We start from the raw sequence: 22987 nt of genomic DNA, 5'->3' as shown, positions 1-22987 counted from the left end.
TTATCCCTCCTGCGCCGCCACGTAAATCAGCGGTATTCTCACGGTGAACGTGGTTCCTTCTCCTTCTTTGCTGTACACGCGGATTGATCCCCGGTGAACAATCACTGCATTTCTTGCAATGGCAAGCCCCAGGCCGGTGCCGCCGATCTCCCGGGAATGGGACTTGTCCACCCGGTAAAACCGTTCAAAAATGTGAGCCTGGTCCTTTTCCGGTATCCCGATACCGGAATCTTCCACCTTGATATAGAAATACTTGTGATCCGCATTCAGGGACACATGCACCCAGCCGTCGTCATGGTTATACTTGATGGCATTTTCCACAAGGTTGGACACCGCCAGTGAAAACTTCGTCTCATCGATCTCTGCCGTCACAGGACGGAAACTCTCCATGACCATCTCCACGTTTTTCTTCTCTGCGATGGGTTTGAGCCTTTTTAAAATCTGCTCCAGCAGATCGTTGATATTCACAGACGTAATATTGATATTCTGCCCTGTCTTGTCCATCTTTACAAGGGAAAGAAGATCCGTGATAATCTGGTTCTCACGGTCAATCTCCTTTGCAATATCCCCCAGGAATTCCTTATACATTTCCTCGGGCACACCATCCTGCTCAAGAAGGGAGTCCGCCAGGACTTTCATGGAAGTCATGGGGGTCTTCAGTTCATGGGAGACATTGGAGACGAACTCCTCCCTGGATTCATCCAGAATTTTCAGACGTCCCAGCATCTTGTTGAACGCCTCGCTCATCTGCCTCGTCTCGGTAAAGGTATCCACATGGAGTACGTCATCCGTATAACCTTCATTTACATTTTCAATCGCCCCGGTAATCCGGTGAAGAGGACGCACTACCCGGTCTGCCGCAAACACACTGCACACTCCGAGAAGCAGCAGGGCAATGCCGATGATCACGCTTCCCTGGGTATAGAGGATATCGATGGAGTCCTCGATGACATCTGTGGAAACACTGGCAAGCATCACTCCGATGACCCGGTTTCCTCCCGGCTCCATAATAGGGGATGTGACTTCGATATAGTTGTTCTCCCGGTCATAAAAACTGGGCGTCTCTCCCCGCATACAGCGGATCACGTTCTCCGATACATCCGTTTTTCCCTCATCCAGGCTGTATGTATCCTTCACCACCTTCAGGTTTTCATCGATTACCATCACCCGCCCGCTGTAAATATTGGTGAGCTGGTACAGGCTGACGTTAATCACTTCCGAGGAGGGATCCTGCAGGTACTGGTAATTATTCAGCTGGTTGCACAGAATCGTGCACTGGTTCTGGATCTCCGCCGTCCGCAGCGCCACCGCGCGGCTTTCATAGGCGGTCACAATCACAAAAAGCGCGGCAACACACGGGATGATCCCTGCCAGAAGCATAAACAGGATAATCCGGAACCGCAGGTTCTTAAAAATCCGGTCTCTTAATTTGTACTTCAGCTTACCCCTGGAAATAATAACCCACTCCCCACTTTGTATGTACGTATTTCGGTTCGCTCGGATTGGTCTCTATCTTCTCTCTCAGCCGGCGGATATGTACATCCACGGTTCTGGCATCGCCCGGATAGTCATATCCCCAGACAAGATTGAGCAGGTTCTCCCGGCTGTATACCTTATTCGGATTCATGGCCAGAAGTTCCAGTACATCGAACTCCTTCGCCGTCAGATTGATCTCCCGCTCTCCGATGAAAACCCGGCGGCTCTCGCAGTCAATCTTCATATTTCCCTTGATCAGCATGGGACTCTGTGCAGGTTCCCTGCGCTTGGATGTCCTGCGCATGATCGCCTTGATCCTGGCCTTAACCTCCAGGATGTTAAAAGGCTTGGTGATATAGTCATCTGCGCCGTACTCCAGTCCCAGGATCTTATCCATATCTTCACTTTTTGCTGTCAGCATGACAATCGGCATGTCGGAAAATTCCCGGATCTGCTGGCACACCTGGAAACCGTCCAGCTTGGGCAGCATCACGTCCAGCAGAACAAGATCGTATTCGCAGTTTCTGGCATACTCAAGCGCTTCCTCGCCGTCATATGCGCAGTCCACTTCCATCCCTTCCTGTTCCAGGCTGAAACGGATTCCCTTCACAATCAGCTTCTCGTCATCTACAACCAAAATTTTTTTACTCATACTCCTGTTTTCAGACTCCCTGTTCTATATTGTAATATCATCCTTTATCTTATTAAATACGCCCTCTTTGATTCCCTCGATCTCCATGATCTCTTCAACGCTCTGAAACCTTCCGTTCTTCTCCCGGTAGGCGATGATACTCTGCGCCTTCGCCTCACCGATCCCGGTAAGCGTCATAAGTTCCTCTTTTCCGGCAGTATTTATATTAACTTTTCCACTGTTCTCCGTGCCCTGAGCGTTCCATGCATCAGCCGGATTCAACCAGCCGGTTCCCGCCCCGTAAGCACCTGCACCTTCGGCCTGTAAGCCGCTGCCATCTCCTCCGTCTGCGTACCGCTGCGCCTCTTCCCTGGTGGGAACATAGATCTGTTCTCCGTCCTCCACAGCCCTGGCCTGGCTGACCAGTTCCGGAGCTGCATCCTCCGTGACGCCGCCTGCAAGGGCAAGCGCCTCGAATACGCGGGATCCCCCGGCAAGTTCATAGACTCCCGGACTGTTTACCGCGCCGCACACATATACGTATACGTTTTGCTCTGAACCATCCTTCGCCGCACCAGAACCTGCACCGTCTGTGCCGCTGTTTTCTGTGCCGCTGTTTTCTCCCGCACCGGCAAGTTTGATCTCCTGCAGTCCATCTTCCGTTTTTCCGTTTCCACATGCCGTACAGAAAAGAAATGCCATGAAGAAAAGCATCATGGCCGGCACACACAACATTCTCTTCTGTTTTCCGTTCTTTTCCTGCATATAATCTCCTCACAGTCCGCAGGCCGTGAGAAATACCCCTTTTATGCCGGACAGTAACATTGTATCGAATTTCCGGAGAAATTACAATAGACAATTACATCTTTGTTAAGAGATCCGGATTTTGTTACATTTTCCCTCGTTTTATTACATAAATATTACATGCCGTTTATTCCCACTGGAAAATCGCAATTCCGATCACAGCCAGGAGAAGCCCCCCTGCTTTCCGCCACTCAAAGGGCTCCTTATCCATCCCGAACATTCCGAACAGACTGATGATATAAGACACCGCAAGCTGTGCGATCACAATGAGGAGAGCAGATTTTGCCGGTCCGAGGGCTTCAATGCTCTTGATCACGGTCCAGGTGATCCCCGCACCGATAACACCTCCTAAAAGCATATATTTCGGCTCCACCTTTCCAAGCGCCGCAATGCTGTCCCGCCCGGTAAAAAGCCAGACTACAAGACAGACCGCAAAAGCAGAAATCTGAACCCAGCCGTTGCTGACCCAGACCCCTGTCGTCTTTGTAACCTGCGTATTAAATACACCCTGAACACTCATCAGCGCTCCCGATAAAAGAGCAATCAAAAAACCGATCATCATTCCTACCTCCATGCAGTATATGCTTGTCTGCCTGGTAGTATGTCCGATGAACGGTTTTTTATGCGTGCTTTTCCGAACAATCCCCTATTCCGAGAGAATTTTTCTCAGTTTCTCAATCATCTCGTCGATATGTTTTTCTTCCACGATAAGCGGAGGGACAAAACGAATCACATTCTGCAGTGCCTGGATCACAAGCAGCCCCTCTTCCACCGCACGGCTGTTCACTTCCGCAACCGGTTTTGACGGTGCAAATGCAAGGCCCTGCATCAGTCCGGTTCCTTTTCTCTCTGTAACGCAGTCGAACTCTTCTACGATTTCGTCCAGGCGTTTTGTCAGATACGGAGCCACCTTGTTTACATGACCGACGATATCTTCGCGTTCAAAAATCTCAATGACTTTCTTCACCGCCGTGCATGCCAGAGGATTCCCGCCGTATGTAGCGCCGTGATCACCCGGTTTCAGAGAAAACTGCGCCACTTCCTCCGTCATTGCAAAAGCGCCTACCGGAATACCGTTTCCGATAGCTTTCGCCATGGTCATGATATCCGGTTTCACCCCGAACTTCTGCCACGCAAACATGCTTCCCGTTCTTCCCATGCCGCACTGCACTTCGTCGCAGATCATCAGGATTCCGTTCTCGTCACAGATCTTACGGATTCCTTCCATAAATTCCGGGGTTGCCAGGTTGATGCCGCCTTCGCCCTGGAGAGGCTCCAGAATAATAGCGCAGGTCTTTTCGTTTACCAACGCTTTCACGCTGTCAAGATCGTTGAATTTTGCGAATCTCACGCCCGGCACCAGGGGTTCGAACGGCTCCCGGTACTCCTCATGTCCGGTCACGGATACCGCACCGAACGTTCTCCCGTGGAAGGAATTTTCCATGGCAATAAACTCATAGCGCCCGGTCTGTTTCGTATAGGCATATCTTCTCGCAGCTTTCAGCGCGCCTTCGTTTGCCTCGCCGCCGCTGTTTGTAAAAAACACCCGGTCCATGCCGGAAATCCGGTTCAGTTCCTGCGCCGCCTCTCCGCAGCTCTCGTGATAGTAGAGGTTGGAAGTATGGTACAGCCGGTCGATCTGCGCTTTCAGCGCATCGTTCAGTTCCCGGCAGTTATACCCCAGGCCGACAACCGCAAACCCTGCTGCAAAATCAAGATATTCCCTGCCCTCTGTGTCATAGAGATACATTCCCTCGCCGTGGTCAAGAGCGATGGGAAATCTGTTATAGACGTGGATCAGATTTTCCTCTGCCGCCTGAATGTTACTGTTCACCATTGTAATACCTGCTTTCTTTACTGCTCAATATTGCTGTTCCGATTCCTTTGTTCGTGAAAATCTCCAGAAGGAGACAATGGGGGATTCTTCCATCCAGGATATGCACCCGGGAGACACCATTCTCGATGGCGTCGATGCAGTTCTGGAGTTTCGGAAGCATACCGCCGCCGATATAGCCGGAAGAGATCAGTTTCTTCGCCTCTTCCACCTCAAGCTCCGAGATCAGGGTAGACGGATCATCCGGATCCTTGTAAACGCCTTCGATATCCGTCAGAAATGCAAGTTTCTCCGCATTGAGCCCCGTGGCTACCGCACACGCCACATCGTCCGCGTTAATATTGTAAGTGTTGTAATCGTCGTCAAGTCCTACCGGACAGATGATCGGCAGGAAATCCTTCTCCAGAAGATCATATATAATCGATGAATTGACCTCTCGTATCTCTCCGACATATCCGATATCCTGGCCTTCCGAATACTTCTTTTCCACTTTCAGAAGCGCCCCGTCCTTGCCGCTGATTCCGATGGCCCTCACTCCGAGACTCTCCACAAGCTGGACAAGACTTTTGTTCACCTTGCCAAGAACCATTTCTGCGATCTCCATGGTCTCCTCATCCGTCACCCGCAGCCCATTGATAAATTTCGGCTCCATTCCGACTTTGCCGACCCATTTGCTGATCTCCTTGCCGCCGCCGTGGACGATAACCGGCTTGAAGCCGCAGAGCTTTAAGAGCGTCACGTCCTCGATCACCCGCTTCTTCAAGTTCTCGTCCACCATGGCGCTGCCGCCGTATTTCACGACGATGATTTTGCGGTTGAAGCGCTGGATGTACGGAAGCGCCTCGATCAGCACCTGCGCCTTTTCAAGATATTTCTGCATGTTTTCGTTCATGATTACCTCCTTCGGGGACGTAGTAAAATTCAATTTTACTACGTCCCCAATTAACGTTAAGTGTGTCCCCAAATGCTTTAACCCCCGTCCCTTTTTGATATAATGTAGTAGATTTACGGAGAGTTAAGGGGTTCTGTTACCGGTCATCAGCTCCGGTAATCTGCATTAATTTCAATATACCCGTGAGTCAGATCGCATCCCCATGCCGCCGCCTCATATCCGCCTTCCTTTATGTCAGCGGTAACCGTGACTTTTTCCTGGGAGAGGATCTCTGTCGCCTTTTCTTCACTGTAAGGGAGAGCAACTCCATTTTCTATGATCTGCAGTTTTCCTGCTTTACTTTCGAAGAACAGATCAACTTTTTCCGGATCAAACTGTGCGCCGGAGTATCCCATTGCACACAGGATCCTGCCCCAGTTGGCGTCATGCCCGGCGATAGCGGTTTTTGTCAGATTCGAACAAATCACGGATTTTGCCAGTTTTTTTGCCTGTTTTTTTGACTGAGCCCCGACAATCTTTACTTCGAGAAGAGCCGTGGCGCCCTCTCCGTCTCCTGCCATTTCCTTGGCAAGAGTTTCATTTACATAGAGAAGTGCCTCTTTGAATTTTTCATATTCCTCTGTGCCATAACGTATTTTTTCGTTTTCCGCCATACCGTTTGCCAAAAGAAGTGCCGTGTCATTCGTAGAAGTATCTCCATCCACCGAAATCATGTTATAGGTGTCTTTTACCACGCTTTTCAGCGCTTTGCGCAGCGCCTTGCGGGAAATCACAGCGTCCGTTGTCACAAAGGCCAGCATGGTACACATATTGGGGTGGATCATTCCGGAGCCTTTCGACATTCCGCCGACAGTTACTGTTTTTCCGCCGATTTCAAATGTCGCTGCCGCCTCTTTTTTCCGGGTATCCGTAGTCATAATCGCCCTGGCAGCATCCGTCCCACTCTGCAGATCCGGGCTTTTTGCACTGGCAAGCATTGTAATACCCGCTTTCAGTTTTTCAATCGGAATCTGCATTCCAATCACGCCGGTTGAGCCGACCAGAACCGCTTTTTCATCCACGCCCAGTACTTTTGCAGCCTCTTTTGCCGTCTCCGCGCAGTAATGCATTCCCTCCTCTCCGGTACACGCATTTGCTATCCCGGAATTTACGATAACCGCCTGGGATTTCCATCCGTTTGCCACGATATTCTGATCCCATTTTACAGGGGCAGCTTTCACTACATTCGTCGTAAATGTACCTGCGACTTTGCACGGTTTTTCACTGTAAACAAGCGCCATATCCGTGCGTCCCTGATACTTGATTCCCGCAGCCGCAGCCGCAGCTTCGAATCCTTTTGCCGCTGTAACGCCGCCTTCAATCACTTTCATATCTGATCTCCTCCTTAATCTGCTGTCCGCTCATTTACATTTTGCGGATCTACTGCTCGTTAAATGCTGTAATATTCTCTTCATTCAGTGTAAAATCATAATAGTTCAAATCCAGTCGCTCCGTCCATCCGATCGTATTCCAGAACGCATTTCCAATATCATTTTTCGTAAAAGCAATCAGAGAAACTTTGTTAATCTTTTCCTCTTTCAGCGCCCGCATTGCATGCACAACCATCTCTTTTCCAATGCCATGTCTTCTGTATGCCTCATCCACACAGACATGATACAGGCATCCGCGCCTTCCATCATGACCGCAGAGAATACTTCCCACGATCTTGCCGTCTTTCACCGCAACCACACTCGTCGTGGGATTTCTCCGCAGGAATCTTTCCACACCCTCCCGGGAATCATCAATGCTGCGGATGCCGAATCCCTTGATCTTTTTCCACAGCGCATATACTTCATCGTAATCGTCAATAGTCATTACACGAATCATCATTTTCACCTTTCTGCATCATCCAGGGACACCCCTTTTTCTAATCCGGGACATACTGCTGCTCATTTTGGGACACAGTATATCGCAATTCGGGACACCCCTGACTTCAATTGGGGACGTAGTCAAATTGCATTTTACTACGTCCCCGATTATTTACGGAAACATCGGTACGAGTTCCAGACCTTCGCTCTCCGGCAGCCCGAACATCAGGTTCATATTCTGAACTGCCTGCCCCGCCGCACCTTTCACAAGATTATCAATCGCACCCATCATGATAATTCTTCCGGTCCTCGGATCGATCTTAAAGCCGATATCCACATAATTGCTGCCTTCCACCCACTTTGTCTCCGGACACACATCCCGGTCCAGCAGGCGGATGAATTTCTCACCGCCGTAATATTTCTCGTAAACAGCCCTTACCTCGTCATAGCTTACATCTTTTGTGAGCTTTGCGTACTCTGTGGCAAGTATGCCCCGGTTCATGGGAACGAGATGAGGTGTAAAATTAAGCACAACTTTTTCTCCTGCCGCATAGCCGAGCTGCTCCTCGATCTCCGGCGTATGGCGGTGTGTCGCCACACCGTAAGCCTTGATATTTTCATTGACCTCGCAGAAGAGGTTGGGTAGTTTTGCTCCTCTTCCGGCTCCTGAAGTTCCGGATTTCGCATCGATAATGAGTGTGCTCATGTCGATCAGCCCCTCTTTTGCCAGCGGATATGCCGTCAGAATGGAACATGTTGTATAGCAGCCCGGATTTGCCACCAGACGGGCTTTTTTTACATCCTCACGGTTAATCTCACACAGTCCGTAAACCGCTTCGTCGATAAACTGCGGGGCCTTATGCTCAATCTTATACCACTCCTCATATGTCTTTACATCTTTCAGACGGAAGTCTGCACTTAAATCAATGATTTTTGTTTTTGACAGGATCTCCTCGCTGACCAGAGAAGCGCAGAGCCCCTGTGGTGTGGCCGTGAAAATCACATCCACCTGATCGGCCAGTGCTTCCATGTTGTCATCCATGCAGACTGCATCGACAATCTGAAACATATTCTGATACACTTCCGCATATTTTTTATCTATATAACTTCTGGAACCATACCATTTGATTTCAGCATCTTTATGTCCCAGAAGGATTCGGACCAGCTCTCCGCCCGCGTATCCCGTTGCTCCGATAATTCCTGCTTTTATCATATCTGTCCGTTCCTTTCTATCATCATTTTTCCAAATCAGATCTTACTGTTTTGATTTGTATTGCATAATAATACATCTTTTTTGCATATTATGCAACCATTATTTTTAAATCCGCGAAAAAACCCGGTTTTCTGAACCGCCCCTGGCAGGCTGTCCGCAAAACCGGGTTCTGTAACCTTATTACCTGATGCTCGGTATTCAGCTCTGAAGTTGTCTGTCTACTTTCTTACCTGTCCATTTCCAAAAATCACATATTTCGTAGTAGTCAGCGCCTCCAGCCCCATAGGTCCTCTGGCATGGAGCTTCTGTGTGCTGATACCGATCTCCGCACCGAAACCAAACTCAAATCCATCAGTAAAGCGTGTGGAAGCATTCACATACACTGCCGCAGCATCAATCTCATCCTGGAATTTCAGAGCATTGTCATAGTCTTTTGTGATGATTGACTCTGAATGTCCTGTATTGTATTTATTGATATGCGCGATCGCCTCATCAATGGAATCCACTGTCTTCACCGAAATAATGGCGTCCAGATACTCGGTTCCCCAGTCTTCCTCCGTGGCAGGGACAATCTCCGGGCTGATCGCCATCGCCCGCTCATCCCCGCGTATCTCAACCTGATGATCTTTCAGCTTTCTGACAATACGGGGCAGGACCACCGGCGCCGCATCCGCGTGGATCACAAGGGACTCACATGCATTGCACACGCCCATTCTCTGAGTCTTTGCGTTTTCCACGATCTCCGCCGCCATCGCCGGATCCGCAGACTGGTCCACATAAATATGACAGTTTCCGGTACCTGTTTCGATTACCGGGACCGTGCTGTGTTCCACTACATTTGCAATCAGGCCGGCTCCTCCTCGCGGAATCAGCACATCAATAAGTCCATGCATCCGCATCATCTCATTGACCACATCACGGCTTGTATCCTCTACAAGAAGGATCAGGTCCTGACAGAGCTTTGCTTTTCTCAGACCGGCTTTCACTGCTTTTACAATCGCCTGGTTGGAGTGAATTGCATCACTTCCGCCACGGAGAATTACTGCATTTCCTGTCTTAAAACAGAGCCCGAAAGCATCCGCAGTCACATTCGGGCGGGACTCATAGATAATTCCCACAACCCCGAGAGGCACTCTCTTTTTCCCGATCCGCAGCCCGTTCGGGCGGTTCTTCATATACAGCAGTTCCCCGATAGGATCATCCAGAGAGATAATCTGTCTGAGACCTTCCGCCATATCGGCGATCCGCTTCTCGGAAAGGGCGAGGCGGTCAAGCAGGGACTTCTTTACTCCCTTTGCCTCTGCCGCCGTCAGGTCCTTTGCATTTTCCGCCAGAATATTCTCCTGCTGGGCAATCAGTTCGTCTGCCACGGCAGCAAGTCCCCTGTTCTTGTCATTAGTACCGAGTTTCGCCGCCTCCCTGGAAGCTTCCTTTGCCAGTCCGGCCAGCATCTCCATATAAGTTGACATCCTGTTCTAGTACTCCTTTCTCCGTATTCCTTCCTGTCCCGCCGTCCGGCAGGTTCTCAGCTCTTTGTCTCCTCTGCCTCTGCAGATTTCTTCTTCATTCCCGGCTTCTTTGCCCTGTCCTTCCGGTGTTCTTTGGAGAGGAACAGCGTCCCGACACGTTTTCCGGCCATAATATCGTTAATCGTGTAAATGTTCTCCCCATTTGCGATCACCATATCCGCACCTGCCGCCGTAGCGATCTTTGCCGCCTTGATCTTTGTCGCCATACCGCCTGTCCCGAGTTCCGTGGAGGCACCCTTTGCCATATATTCAAGCCGGGCATCGATCCGTCCGACCGTATGAATCAGCTTTGCCTGAGGATTCAGTTTCGGATCATCCGTATACAGCCCGTTGATATCCGACATGAGGATCAGCAGATCTGCATCCACCAGTTTCGCCACATAGGCGGCCAGCGTATCGTTGTCTCCGAAGTTCCCATAGGAAAGTTCATCCACGGATATGGCGTCATTCTCATTGACAATCGGAACCACATTCATCCGGAACAGCTCGTCAAACGCCTGTCGCGCATTGCGCCTGCACTCCTTGTTCGTAACCGACTCCTTGGTGAGCAGTACCTGAGCCGTCAGCTGAGCATATTCATTAAATAATTTTTCATAGATCATCATCAATCTCGCCTGTCCTACTGCTGCACAGGCCTGCTTCGCCGCCTCTGTCTCCGGTTTCTGCTTCATGCCGAGAGCATTTTTCCCGACGCCCACCGCTCCCGAGGAAACGACGATGACTTCTTTTCCCTGATTTCGCAGATTGATGAGAACCCGGACAAATTTTTCCAGTTTGTCCAGATTGATATTCCCCGTCTCGCTGTATGTGATCGTGGTCGTTCCCACCTTGATCACTATTCGTTTCTTATTAACCAGTATCTCTTTCCTGTCCATTTTTCTGACCTTCCATCAAACTGTACATCCGCAGGGAATAACTCCCCCCTGCCGACTGCATTATAGTATACCATTATTCCTCCATTTCTGCCATAGTATATTTTGCAAAGTCTGAAGGAAGTATAAAGCCGGAAAATGTCCGCTATCTTACATATACGACATAATCTGCTTTCCGCGGTTTTGCCTCCGGGACCGCACCCTCCGCGGGATATCCGAGAATACAGTGTCCGACACCGATGTAGTCCCCTTCGATTCCCCACTTTTTCAGCAGCGCCTTTCCTTCCTCTGAATCAAACACTTCCCTGGCCCTGTGAATCCAGCAGGAACCAACGCCGACCGCATGTGCCGCATTCATCAGATTTCCCATGACAAGGGAGCCGTCCTCCACACAGGTCGGTCTCTCCCGGTCTGCCAGAACCACAAGCACAGTGGGAGCTCCGTAAAACGGATCGGAATCCGTTCCCATCACCTCTGCATTCAGCCTGGACAGAAGATCTCTCGTCTCCCGATCCTGCACGACAACGATCTTCGGCGACTGTTTTCCCATACCGGTGGGCGCATAGGTTCCCGCCTCAAGGATCTTCTGCAGTTCTTCCTCTTTAATCTGCTCCGGTCTGTATGCACGGATACTTCTTCTTGCCTTCAAATCATTTAATGTTCCTTCCATAACTGTTACTCCTCCTGCTGTAATCTATTTTCTTTTTCTGCCTGTTCCAGGCTTGCAAAAAACATTTCATACGGGTCGTCCTCTCCTTCAAGAACCGGAGAATTCTCCCCGCCGCCGTTCGTGCTCCGTTTCATTGTTGCGTAGAACTCATCTCCTGACTGAACAATGTCCATAGGATAGAGTTCATATCCCAGTTCCCGGCACACCCGGCAGAATTCCTCCAAAGGATCTTCACTCTGCCGTGTCTTCAGCAGCCGTTCCCTCAGATTACTGTCACCAATCGCCAGGTTCTGAAGCTCATCCAGTATTTCTACTGCACTTTTCATGCCATCCTTCCTTTCGCGTTTCTGTAAATCTCATACATGTCATTTACATCCAGTTTCTTCACGCACCCAACCGTCCGTTTCCGGAAGTGACTGCATTTTTCCGCCATTTCCCGCATCTGCTCTTCCGTCGGATCAATTCCCAGATCACAGATACAGACAGGCATACCGATTCTCCGGTAAAATGCCTCCATGGCCTCGATTCCTTTCAGACCGGTCTCCAGGGCATCCTTTCCCGGCTCCACATCCATAACTTTTACGGCAAACTGTGCGAAACGTTCCGGGCGGGCATCGATCACATATCTCGCCCAGGTCCCCCAGATTGCAGCAAGCCCCGCGCCGTGAGCCACGTCAAACATGCCCCCAAGCTCATGTTCCAGCTGATGGCTTGCCCAGTCGCCGCCGTCTGTTCCGCATCCGGTAAGTCCGTTATGGGAAAGACTTCCCGCCCACATCACTTCCGCACGCGCATCATAATTATCCGGCTCATCCATGAGGATCTCTGCATTTTTCTTCACAGTGCGGATCAGCTGTTCGCTGATTCCGTCCGTCAGCTCCATATTTTCGCTCATATTAAAATAGCGCTCCATGGTGTGCATCATAATATCCACACATCCGCTTGCCGTCTGGTATTTCGGAAGTGTCATGGTAAGCTCCGGATTCATCACCGCGAATCTCGCCCTGCCGTAATCACTGCTGTACCCCCGCTTCAGCCAGCCGTCTTCATTGGTAATCACGGAGGAATCGCTCATCTCCGAACCTGCTGCCGAAATGGTAAGTACCGCGCCGATGGGAAGGCACCCTTTTGCCTGGCGCTTCTTCTCATAGAAGTCCCACACATCGCCTTCATTTGCAACACCGTAACCGATAGCCTTTGCAGAATCAATAACGCTGCCCCCGCCCACGGCAAGGATGAAATCAATTCCTTCCCTGCGGCACAGCTCAATTCCTTCACGGACAAGAGACAGCCGCGGATTCGGAACGACTCCTCCCAGTTCCACAGCAGGAATCCCTTCCGCTTTCAGGGAATCAAGCACCCGGTCCAGCAGCCCGCTTCTTAGGACGCTTCCGCTTCCATAGTGAACAAGCACCTTTCTGCATCCCTGTTCTTTTACCAGTTCTCCGACCTGGTTCTCCACCCCTCTTCCGAAAACAACTTTCGTCGGAGTGTAGTATTTAAAATTTTCCATATCTCACTTTTCTCCTTTCAAATCAAAATAGAAAATGTACTGCTGCAGCACCCCGGCAAAGCCCCGGTATCTTTCAAACGGGAAACCGTTCTCATACCTGGCATCCAACACCTGCCGGATGTGTGTATCCACCGGAAATGCATCCAGCTGATGCAGGGCAAACAGGCAGATGCAGTCCGCCACCTTGCCGCCCACTCCGGGAAGTTTCATCAGTTCTTTCCTCGCCTGCGGATAGTCCATCTCTGCGATTTCTTCCAGATTCACTTCCCCGGAGGTGATCTTCTTCGCTGTTCCGACAATATAGCGGCTGCGGTAGCCGAATTTCATCTCCCTCAATTCCTCTTCTGTGGCTTCTGCCAGACCTTGCGGTTCCGGAAATGCGTCAAATATTATTCCATCCGGCATCTCGATCTTTCTTCCGTAACGGCGGGAAAGCGCGCGGATCATCCCTTTAATTCTGGGAATATTGTTCTGTTGGCTTAAAATAAAGGTAATAATCATCTCCCACACATCCTGGCGCAGAATCCGGATCCCCTTTCCAAACGCCGCAGCCTCTTTCAGGTAAGCGTCATGCTCATCAATCCCGGATATGTAGTCCTCATAACAGCTCTCCAGATCAAAGTAAGACTTCCAGAATTCCTCGTACTCTTCCCTGGTGCACTCCAGTACCGTCTCATTTTCCTCTATACGGATCTTCAGATACCGGTTCCCTGCCACCAGCTCGTAGACATGGTCCCCGGTCTTCTCCATGCGGAAGCACTGTCCGGAATCACAGATCTGCGGAATGGAAAAATATTCATTTTGTATCGTAACCATCGTTTCCGTCATTCCGTTTCTTCTGTATATTTGTTTCTTCTGTAGATTTATTTCTTTTGTGACTATGCATAGTCCATGTATATTCCTGCATATTCACGTTCTTTATTATACTGGCTTTTCCGGACTCCTGCAAGTGTTAAGGGGAGCGTATTCTGCCAATCATCCGGCTGTACTGCGCGGATAATTAAATAAGTTAATAAAAAAATGGGTAAAAGAAGAGACATATCAGCAGAGTCGGATTTTCTCCGCTCTCTGCGCATGTCTCAATTCTCTTTTCTGATCAGTCAATCAAAATTTTATATTTCATATTTATTCTACGCTTTTATACCGGAATATGCAGAAACATACAAACAGCACAGCCAGGACAAACAGGTGAAAGGCGACAAACCAGCCCGGCACGTGCATACCGGCAACACGTCCTGCAAACGGTACAAGTACTCCCAGTGCCGCAGCCACACACATCAGCGTCCGTACCAGATCCATCAGCTGCTCATATTTCCGGTTTCTGTCTGTCTTCATCAGAACCTCTCCTTTCTTTTTAAAGAAAAGGCTGCCATAATCCAGCACTGCCGGATCCAGGCTTTCGAATGTTGTTCCCTGTCTTTCCAGTTTTCTGCAGAGGTCCTCCAGTTCTCTCAGGTGTTCCATCTCCGCAGCAAGTTCCATTCTTCGCTTTTGCATAATCTCCGGCACGGATGACTTTCCTTCCTGAAGCTTTCGGATCTCCTGTATAGGAACACCGGCAAGCCGCAAAAGTTTGATGCGTTCCAGGATCCTGATCTCCCGCTCCCCATATTCCCGGTAATTATTCTGCTCGTTTCTCTCCGGTGTCAGAAGCCCCATCTCTTCATAATAGCGGATATTTGCCTTTTTCAGTCCGGTCAGCCGTTCTGCATCTTTTATATTCACAGCCTCATTCCTCCGTTTCCGCCTTCTTTATACACCTTCAAGTCCCTGGAAGGTCAAGAATTTGAAAGAAAAATATTTATTTTCCCCCGCTTAACGTCTGGTCGATAATGCTGCGCATGATATCCTCGGTCATCTGACCGCTTACATAACCATAAACATATCCTTCCCTGTCAATCATGAAAGTGGTAGGAAAGGCTGTGATCCCATACCAGTTAAACATCTCATATGTCTCATCCATGAGTACCGGATAAGTGTATCCGTTTTCTTCCATAAATGAAGTAATCTCTTCTTTCGATCCTTCCTGCCCCATGCCGGGCGCTGCCGCGCCGAGGATCACCACCTCAGCATCGTCACCCTGGGAAGCATACTCCTCATAGAGCTTCTGGATATCCGGCATCTCCGCCCTGCACGGCGGACACCAGGTTCCCCAGAAATTCAGGAAGATCACTTTTCCCTCGTAATCTGACAGTGTATGGGTGTTGCCATACTGGTCTGTCAAAGTAAAATCATAGGCTTTCGTACGGTTTTCCTCAGAGCTTCCGTCCGCGTTCCCGGACTGGTTCTCTTCATTCTCTGTCTGACTGGCCGCTGCACTGTTTTCATCTGTCTGACTTTCCGCAGAGCTCTCCTGCTGCCCGGCGCTCTCCGTATCAGCCACATTCTCCGTGCCGGCTGTATCCCCGCCTTCGGATTCTGCCTGCTGCACCGTGGAAAGATACCCGGTGATATTATTCATCGTCCCGGTAAACATGAGAACACCCATGAGAATCATGAGCACGCCGCCGATTTTCACCGTATAGCGAACAACTTTCATATGCTTCCGGAAAAATCCAAGCAACTGCGATGTAAAGATTCCCGCAGCAAGAAACGGCAGAACAAACCCAAGCGTATATACTCCGATCAGCAGAAAACCTTTCGCACTGCTCTGGGCGCTGCCTGCCATCAGAAGCACGCTGGTAAGCGCAGGTCCCACGCAGGGCGTCCAGGCAAAGCTGAAAGTAAAGCCCATAATCAGAGCCGTAACAGGAGACATGGTCATCTTTTCCAGATGGAAGGGGATGCGATGTTCCTCTCCCAGGAGCCTGGAACTGCCGAACACGCCCATCTGGTACAGACCGAACAGAATGATCAGCACTCCCCCGATCCGGGCAAAGAGCATGCGGTTCTCATTCAGGAAACTTCCCGCCGCCGTCGCTCCCAGACCGAGGACGAAAAAGGCGGCGCTGATCCCTAGCGCGAAAAAGAGAACGCGCAGGAAAATCCGCATCCTGCCCCCTGCGAGCCCATCCCTGTGTCCGGACTGCACTTTGCCGGACTGTCCCACGCTTCCGGACTGATTTTCATCCTTCTTACTCTCCTGTCTCCTGCTCTCCGCGCCGATCCCACCGGAAAGATACCCCAGATAAAGGGGGACGAGCGGAAGAACACAGGGCGAGAAAAAGCTTAAAAGCCCCTGCAGAAAAACCGTAATCGCTGATATACTTGTCTCTATCGTAAATCCCATAAATGCTTCTCCTGTCATTTTTCTGCCAGTATATCATACTATTTCTCTACAGTCAGTGACAGAATCACATTTTCCCGAAAAATTTTTCTGTTTCTTTTCCGTTCATTCCGGACTTCCGTGAAATCGGATAAACATCACTCCTGCTGCTCTTCCGGCAGCTCGATCTTCCGTTCCTTATAATAGTACACTTCGTCCCGCTCTCCAATTTCACGGATCACGCGGCAGGGATTCCCCGCAGCGACAGAACCTGCCGGGATATCGCGTGTCACCACGCTGCCCGCTCCGATCACGCTGTTCTCCCCGATTGAAACGCCGGGACAGATCATCACGTTCGCGCCGATCCAGCAGTTGTCGCCGATCCTCACCGGATCTGTATACATGTATCCCCGCAGTCCGGGATTTACCGGATGTCCCACGGTTGCAACCGTAACAGCCGGACCGAACATGACATTTTTTCCGATGCTAATCGATCCATCATCAATAAAATTACAGTTCATATTAATGTAAGACCCTTCTCCAACCGAAATGTGAGTCCCATAGCAGAAGTAAAACGGCGGCTCGATCCAGACGTCCGTCTTCTTTCCGAAAATCTCCGTCAGAAGCGCCTGCCTTTTCTCTGTCTCATCCGGTGCAGAATCGTTAAATGCTTTCATTCGTTTCTTCGCGGCAAGCCGTTCCTCTGGCAGCCCCTCGCACTCATCGGTAAACAGTTTTCCCTGCATGATTCTCTCCCGCATTGTCATCTTTTTTTCCTTCATCTTTTCTCCCTCCGTCTTTTCTTTTCGGGTTTTCCTTCCAGCATCCTCTTATTTTCCGCTTCCTCCGACCTTCGTCAGATCCTTCAGCCACACATACCGTTTATATCTCCTGTATACAGCCGGCAGCTTAACGATCTCATCCAGGCTGATGATGAAATACACGGCGAGGACATGCCATTTGAGCACAAATGCCGCCAGAAACCCCGCCGGAACTGTAAAGCACCAGAGAGTAACCGTATCGCACAGGAACCCGAATCTGGAATCTCCGCCCGCGCAGAAAATACCGCCGATGGTCGTGCTGTTTACATATTTTCCCACCATATAATGCCGCAGCAGCTCCCTCTGCCTCCATCCTCGGCGCGCCGAAAAGTCCGTAGATCAGCACTGCGTTCAGGAAAATATTCAACACCGCAGCAGTCGAGCTGATCACCATGCTTTTCGCCGCCAGACCGCTGTTTTTCATAATGCACAGATAGATCTGGGATATGCCGCACAGAAGATACGTGATTCCCACGATCCTCAGATAGCCGGAGCCATACTCTGCCAGAATCGGGTCCGCTGTGAAGATCTTCATCAGAAGATCCGGGAAAAAGACCGCCGCCAGAAAGAAGACCATGGACACGCCAAGAGAGGTTCTCAGCACGATTCCCAGTATTTTCTCAATGGATCTTCTGTCCCCCTTCCCCCAGTACTGCGCCGCAAACATGCTTGTCCCGATGGTCAGCGCAGCGGAAAACAGATTGTATACGAAAGTAATCTGGCTCGCCAGGGATACCGCCGAGAGCAGATCCTGGCTGATCACTCCAACCATCAGCGCGTCACAGGCGCTGACCACTGCAAGCATAAACTGCTGGAATGTGATGGGCAGTACAAGGCTGACCAGCTTTCTGCGAAATTCTTTGTCATCCATATTTCCAAAATTCCCTTCTTTCCGTATATATTGCCGGCATATCCGGTCACCTGACGGCTTTCGCCGCCCGATACTGTCAACCACCTGACAGGTTTTGCCGCCCGACAGACCGCATGTTCTGACACATGCCGGCCGCTTGACACGTTTCGCCGTATCAAATATAATTTTACTGTACCAAATACAGAATATCTATCAGATATCTGTCAGATTCCATAACAATCCTGCGAGGTGATATTTATGTTCCAGCCCCAATCCCGAACTGGGTCTCTTTCCATGACGCCATCGATTCTTTTAAACGATGACCGCTCGGAAAAAGTCCGCTATACCTTCCCCGGTTATCCTGTCTATATCCGCAGAGGGCTTCTCTCCCTTTACCCGGATTACCGTGCCCCGAACCACTGGCACGATGATGTGGAACTGATCTGCATCCTTTCGGGGCAGATGCAGTACAACATAAACGGAGAGATTGTAACCATGAAAAGCGGAGAAGGAATCTTTGTCAATTCGGGACAGATGCATTTCGTATTTTCGGATTCAGAAAGCGAATGCGATTTTCTGTGCATCCTCTTCCATCCCATGCTTCTGTGCTCCATGTATCCTTTTGAAAGTGATTTCATCCTCCCCCTGATCCGCAACAGCCGGATGCCTTACTCCCTGCTTTTCCCGGAAATTGACTGGCAGGAAGAGATTCTTTCCCTGCTGCGCAGACTTTTTTCTGAAAATGAAGAACTTTCCCGGAACAGACAAGCAAAAAACACAATTCCCCTCTTTGCACTGTCCGCCTTTGCCCGGATCTGGGGGCTGCTCTGCGAACATGCCCCGGAGGATACCGGAACGGATCATGCCCCCAGCCAGGATCTTGTCATTATGAAAAATATGGTGGGATTTATTCAGAAAAATTACAGAAATAAGATTACTCTCGCCCAGATCGCCGCTGCCGGGGCTGTCGGACAGAGTAAATGCTGCCGGCTCTTTGCCAGATACTATTCCCAGACTCCCGGGGAATACCTGACTCATTACCGTCTGGACAAAAGTGTGGAACTGCTTCGGAATATGGATCTGTCCATTACGGAGATCGCCCTGTCAGTAGGATTTTCCAATGCCAGTTATTACGCTGAGACATTTCGGAAATGGCTGAAAATCAGCCCCTCAGAGATGCGGAAAAGATGGCAGAAGACAGCAGATAACAAATGAAAAGCGGACGGGAAACAGATGAGAGGCCGGCGAAAAGCAGACCGTTCCAGACAGGAGAAGGCGCGGCTCATGCGAGTCACGCCTTCCCCGTCTTTTTTTCTCTCTCCAACGCATTACTCCTGTGTCCCGTTGAATACATACCGGTCCAGACGCTCAAAGGCTTCTTTCACCCGTGAAAACGGCAGAGCCAGATTCATACGGATTCCGTATTCGCTGTGGAAAGGACGCCCGTCCTGCCAGAGCACGCCAACCTCCAGACCTTTCACCTGCAGTTCTCCGATAGATACGCCGTTCGCCCTGCACCATTCTTCACAGTCCAGAAGAAGCATGTACGTTCCCTGGGGTTTTGACACTCTCACGCCTTTGAAATGCTCCCGGATAAAATCACAGGCAAAATTGATATTCCCGCTGAGCACCTGGCAGAGCTCGTCCACCCACTCATAGCCCTCCGGTTTATAAGCGCCGATCAAAGCGTACATGGACAGCATATTCATGCTGTTGTAATGGGAAAGGGAGGATTCCTTGTCCATTCTTTCCCGGAGCCACCTGTTGTAAACGATATGGTAGCTTCCGATCAGCCCTGCCAGATTAAAAGTCTTGGACGGGGCATAGACCGCCACAGTCCGGTTCCTGGCATCCTCGGAAATGCTCTGAAGCGGAATATGTCTGTTGTCATTGAGAATCAGGTCGGACCAGATTTCATCGCAGACTACATAGACGTCATATTTCCGGTAAATCTCCATCATCTTTTCCATCTCTTCCCGCTCCCACACTCTTCCCGTGGGGTTGTGGGGCGAACAGAAAACAGCGGCGTGGATGTGATTCTCCACGATCTTCTTTTCCATATCCTCATAATCCATCCGCCAGATTCCTTCCTCATCCTGAACCAGGGGGCTCAGCACCATATTATATCCGTTTCCGCCGATTGATCCGGTAAAACCGATATAGGTCGGAGAATGCAGCAGCACGGAGTCTCCTTTTGAGCAGAGAACATTCAAAGCGCTGATCACGCCGCCCAGAACTCCATTTTCATAACCGATATGTTCTCTCTTTAATCCGGTCACACCGTTGCGTTTCTCATGCCATCGGATAATCTCATCAAAATACTCATCCCGCGGTGCAAAATAGCCATATGCCGGATGTTTCGCCCGCTCAATAATCGCTTCCGGAATTGTGGGTACGGTGGGAAAATTCATGTCTGCCACCCACATCGGAATCCGGTCAAATCCGGGTTTCAGTTTCGCCTGCCCGAAATAATCCGAGCCGAAAATTCCTTCCATCTCCGGCGCGTCCACCGCAATCGCATCCTTTCCGCGCCTGTCCAAAATACTGGTAAAATCGTATTTCATCTTTCTCTCCTCTTTTCTCGTATCATTTCTCCTGTCCTATTCTATCACAAACAGACAGGAAAATCATCTTTCCCGAAGTGATAGCTCTCACTGCCAAATTCTCCGGTTCAGGCGCCCCTTACGGGACGCCTGCCGGTATTCTTTTGCATAATCCGTTTTTACTTTTCTCTGGCTTTCCTACGATTCTGTTCCATCTCCGCCCAGACGGTTTACCGTAAGAGTGATTCCACTGTAAAACCAGTCTGTTCCCTGTCCTATGATCTCCAGTGTAGCCGGGACCTCTGACACATTGACAATCTGTGAAAAAGAAAGACCGCTTGTATCGGAAGTCGTGTGGAACGTATGCTGCACATTCGTACCGGGGACCACCTGCCCCTGCTGTTCCAGATAGACGGAAACCGTTGACGGGAAATCAGCCCCGCTGACCGAACCGAATGTTCCGTGGAAAGACACCTCATAAAATCCCGGCTCCTGTATCACAATACTGCCGCTGTTCTGTGTATGAGTCACTGCGTCTCCACTTGACACTGCGTTGCGGTCAAAGATAAGCGGACTACCTGATGTCCCGGTCTGTGACGGCGTAGAATAAGCTGCCAGAAGCTCCGGAGAAGAGTTGCCTCCGGTCGGTCCCGTTGGTCCCGTTGCTCCACTCGGGCCGGTTGCTCCACTCGGACCTGTGGGGCCGGTTGCCCCGCTCGGACCGGTTGCTCCGCTTGGACCCGTTGGACCAGTTGCCCCGCTCGGGCCGGTCGGTCCCGTTGGACCGGTTGACCCGCTCGGGCCGGTCGGACCTGTTGGACCGGTTACTCCGCTCGGACCGGTCGGACCTATTGGACCGGTTACTCCGCTCGGACCGGTCGGACCTGTTGGACCGGTTGCCCCGCTCGGGCCGCTCGGACCAGTTGCTCCACTGGGACCGGTCGGACCCGTCGCTCCGGTTGGTCCTTTGCAAGGACACGTTTCCGGACAGCAGGGCCGTCCGAAGAAATCTCTTCTGCAGCTGCAGGATTCTGTTTCACTGCCGTTTCCGACTGCCTGCTCCTGCACTCCTTCTGGGATTCTTCCTTCTGTATCCGATTTTTTTCTGAACCATAACATATATTCTTCCCTCCTTTTATTCTGATTCCTTATTACTATATGTGGGTATTTTGATTTTGCTTATCTTTCACCCCTCTGAAATACTCCCTGTTCTGCAGATAATACGGAGAATCCGGCCGGAATTTTCCCGCCATTTCATTATAATATTCCGCCTGTTCCAGATCTCCCATCCTGTCATGGCACACACACAGCGAAATTGCCGGAAGAAAACCATAACAATCTTCCTCGATAAAAGCTCCTGACATCATATTCTTTTTTGCCGCAAGTGCCTGTGTATACCAGTATACAGCCTGTTCATACTGCCCCCGCTCCTGGAAATGCCGTCCCAGACAGCAGCATGTTTCTCCTCTGGGGACATCATACTCCAGAGCTTTCAGGAGAGCCTTCAGTGCATTTTTATCATTGTCCTTTGCGTACCACGCATCAGCCAGCCGTCTTGTCGCATCAATCCTGTTTTCCACCCAGGCATCTTCTCTGCCCAAAAACTCTTCCAGAATCCGGATTGCTTTCTCATATTTTTTATGTCCGATCAGCTCTCTTCCATAATAGTAAAGTGACCGGCTGTCAAAATACTCTCCGGACCGTTCCATATTTTCATAGATCCGAAGATTTCTCGTACTGTTTCCCGGATGAACTTTCCTGTGTTCCACGGCTGCATCCCAGTAAACGATTTTTCCCGCAGGAGTTACAGCCTCATGGACTCTCCCCCGAAACGCAAATCCACGTCTGTTTCTGAATATCCGCTCTCTGTAATAAGAGAACACAGCTTTTCCACTCTCATCAAATGCTGTAATATACGGCATCATCACCATATCCGTATCCGATTCCATCTTCTCCTTCAAACGCTTAAATTTTCCGGCATCATCTGCGGATATCACATCGTCAGCATCCAGCCACATCAGGAAGTCCTTCGTCCCTTTTGCCAGAGAAAAATTCCTGGCAGCTGAAAAATCATCCTGCCAGGAATAGTCATAGATCTTGTCCGTATACTGTAATGCTTTTTCTTTTGTTTTATCCTTTGAGCCCGTGTCCACAATAATAATCTCATCTACAAGTTCTCCGGCACTTTCCAGACATCGGCCCAGCACATCCTCCTCGTCTCTTACAATCATACACAAACTGATGGAAGCCATTCTTCTCCCCTGATACTACATTTTATGCTTTTTCC

Annotated in this window: 23 protein-coding genes; 1 reads left to right on the top strand and 22 read right to left on the bottom strand. The window is 50.1% G+C overall.

Annotated features, from left to right (window positions below; translation table 11 throughout):
- The 19 genes from B5F07_RS09625 to B5F07_RS09530 all read right to left on the bottom strand — a co-directional run bounded on the left by B5F07_RS09625 (window position 1) and on the right by B5F07_RS09530 (window position 18178).
- Window positions 1–1380, bottom strand: coding sequence for a sensor histidine kinase (locus B5F07_RS09625; protein WP_242972489.1), 1380 nt, complete (start codon window positions 1378–1380; stop codon window positions 1–3).
- 61 nt (window positions 1381–1441) lie between these two features.
- Entirely contained in the window at window positions 1442–2128 is a 687-nt protein-coding gene (locus tag B5F07_RS09620; RefSeq protein ID WP_087161062.1) for a response regulator transcription factor, read from the bottom strand.
- Between the two features lie 24 nt (window positions 2129–2152).
- Entirely contained in the window at window positions 2153–2872 is a 720-nt protein-coding gene (locus B5F07_RS09615) for a helix-hairpin-helix domain-containing protein (protein WP_242972488.1), read from the bottom strand.
- Between the two features lie 166 nt (window positions 2873–3038).
- On the bottom strand, window positions 3039–3470 hold the full coding sequence (locus B5F07_RS09610; protein WP_087161061.1) for a DMT family transporter: 432 nt from the start codon (window positions 3468–3470) through the stop codon (window positions 3039–3041).
- A gap of 87 nt (window positions 3471–3557) precedes the next feature.
- Window positions 3558–4748 (bottom strand): aspartate aminotransferase family protein, encoded by a 1191-nt coding sequence (locus B5F07_RS09605; protein ID WP_204248836.1) that lies wholly within the window; start codon window positions 4746–4748, stop codon window positions 3558–3560.
- Window positions 4735–5637 (bottom strand): acetylglutamate kinase, encoded by a 903-nt coding sequence (gene argB, locus B5F07_RS09600; RefSeq protein WP_087161060.1) that lies wholly within the window; start codon window positions 5635–5637, stop codon window positions 4735–4737. The genes B5F07_RS09605 and argB overlap by 14 nt, the downstream gene beginning before the upstream one ends.
- 146 nt (window positions 5638–5783) lie before the next feature.
- Entirely contained in the window at window positions 5784–7007 is a 1224-nt protein-coding gene (gene argJ / locus B5F07_RS09595; RefSeq protein ID WP_087161059.1) for a bifunctional glutamate N-acetyltransferase/amino-acid acetyltransferase ArgJ, read from the bottom strand.
- Between the two features lie 49 nt (window positions 7008–7056).
- A complete protein-coding gene (locus tag B5F07_RS09590; protein ID WP_087161105.1) occupies window positions 7057–7503 on the bottom strand; it encodes a GNAT family N-acetyltransferase in 447 nt (148 codons plus the stop codon).
- A 153-nt stretch (window positions 7504–7656) separates the two neighbouring features.
- Complete coding sequence (gene argC / locus B5F07_RS09585; RefSeq protein WP_087161058.1) at window positions 7657–8697, bottom strand: N-acetyl-gamma-glutamyl-phosphate reductase; 1041 nt, start codon at window positions 8695–8697, stop codon at window positions 7657–7659.
- 218 nt (window positions 8698–8915) lie between these two features.
- Complete coding sequence (locus B5F07_RS09580) at window positions 8916–10166, bottom strand: glutamate-5-semialdehyde dehydrogenase (RefSeq protein ID WP_087161057.1); 1251 nt, start codon at window positions 10164–10166, stop codon at window positions 8916–8918.
- Window positions 10167–10222: 56 nt separating this feature from the next.
- Complete coding sequence (gene proB, locus B5F07_RS09575) at window positions 10223–11101, bottom strand: glutamate 5-kinase (RefSeq protein WP_087161056.1); 879 nt, start codon at window positions 11099–11101, stop codon at window positions 10223–10225.
- A 142-nt stretch (window positions 11102–11243) separates the two neighbouring features.
- Complete coding sequence (locus B5F07_RS09570; protein ID WP_087161055.1) at window positions 11244–11768, bottom strand: nitroreductase; 525 nt, start codon at window positions 11766–11768, stop codon at window positions 11244–11246.
- A 5-nt stretch (window positions 11769–11773) separates the two neighbouring features.
- Complete coding sequence (locus B5F07_RS09565; RefSeq protein ID WP_087161054.1) at window positions 11774–12094, bottom strand: hypothetical protein; 321 nt, start codon at window positions 12092–12094, stop codon at window positions 11774–11776.
- A complete protein-coding gene (locus B5F07_RS09560; protein ID WP_087161053.1) occupies window positions 12091–13281 on the bottom strand; it encodes an iron-containing alcohol dehydrogenase in 1191 nt (396 codons plus the stop codon). Before B5F07_RS09560 ends, B5F07_RS09565 begins: the two co-directional genes overlap by 4 nt.
- Before the next feature lie 3 nt (window positions 13282–13284).
- Entirely contained in the window at window positions 13285–14097 is an 813-nt protein-coding gene (locus B5F07_RS09555; protein ID WP_087161104.1) for a DNA-3-methyladenine glycosylase family protein, read from the bottom strand.
- A 309-nt stretch (window positions 14098–14406) separates the two neighbouring features.
- Entirely contained in the window at window positions 14407–15006 is a 600-nt protein-coding gene (locus tag B5F07_RS09545) for a MerR family transcriptional regulator (RefSeq protein WP_087161051.1), read from the bottom strand.
- A gap of 76 nt (window positions 15007–15082) precedes the next feature.
- A complete protein-coding gene (locus B5F07_RS23565) occupies window positions 15083–16510 on the bottom strand; it encodes a cytochrome c biogenesis protein/redoxin (protein ID WP_087161050.1) in 1428 nt (475 codons plus the stop codon).
- Between the two features lie 134 nt (window positions 16511–16644).
- Complete coding sequence (locus tag B5F07_RS09535; RefSeq protein ID WP_242972487.1) at window positions 16645–17268, bottom strand: DapH/DapD/GlmU-related protein; 624 nt, start codon at window positions 17266–17268, stop codon at window positions 16645–16647.
- Window positions 17269–17404: 136 nt separating this feature from the next.
- Window positions 17405–18178 (bottom strand): MATE family efflux transporter, encoded by a 774-nt coding sequence (locus B5F07_RS09530; protein ID WP_330397778.1) that lies wholly within the window; start codon window positions 18176–18178, stop codon window positions 17405–17407.
- A gap of 273 nt (window positions 18179–18451) precedes the next feature.
- On the opposite strand from B5F07_RS09530, the gene B5F07_RS09525 reads away from it, so the two are divergent.
- Complete coding sequence (locus tag B5F07_RS09525) at window positions 18452–19372, top strand: helix-turn-helix transcriptional regulator (protein ID WP_162613099.1); 921 nt, start codon at window positions 18452–18454, stop codon at window positions 19370–19372.
- Between the two features lie 113 nt (window positions 19373–19485).
- Here B5F07_RS09525 and B5F07_RS09520 read toward each other — a convergent pair whose 3' ends face one another.
- From B5F07_RS09520 to B5F07_RS09510, 3 genes are all read right to left on the bottom strand, one after another.
- Window positions 19486–20721, bottom strand: a complete 1236-nt coding sequence (locus B5F07_RS09520; protein ID WP_087161048.1) for a MalY/PatB family protein — start codon at window positions 20719–20721, stop codon at window positions 19486–19488.
- Window positions 20722–20898: 177 nt separating this feature from the next.
- Window positions 20899–21231, bottom strand: a complete 333-nt coding sequence (locus tag B5F07_RS23055) for a hypothetical protein (protein ID WP_242972486.1) — start codon at window positions 21229–21231, stop codon at window positions 20899–20901.
- A 623-nt stretch (window positions 21232–21854) separates the two neighbouring features.
- Entirely contained in the window at window positions 21855–22952 is a 1098-nt protein-coding gene (locus B5F07_RS09510) for a tetratricopeptide repeat-containing glycosyltransferase family 2 protein (protein WP_087161046.1), read from the bottom strand.
- Window positions 22953–22987 lie beyond the last annotated feature (35 nt).

The sequence above is a fragment of the Lachnoclostridium sp. An169 genome (assembly GCF_002160525.1).
In the GTDB taxonomy this organism is placed as follows: domain Bacteria; phylum Bacillota; class Clostridia; order Lachnospirales; family Lachnospiraceae; genus Mediterraneibacter; species Mediterraneibacter cottocaccae.
Note: the sequence above shows the minus strand (reverse complement) of the source record. Positions and strands in the feature narration are given on the sequence as shown.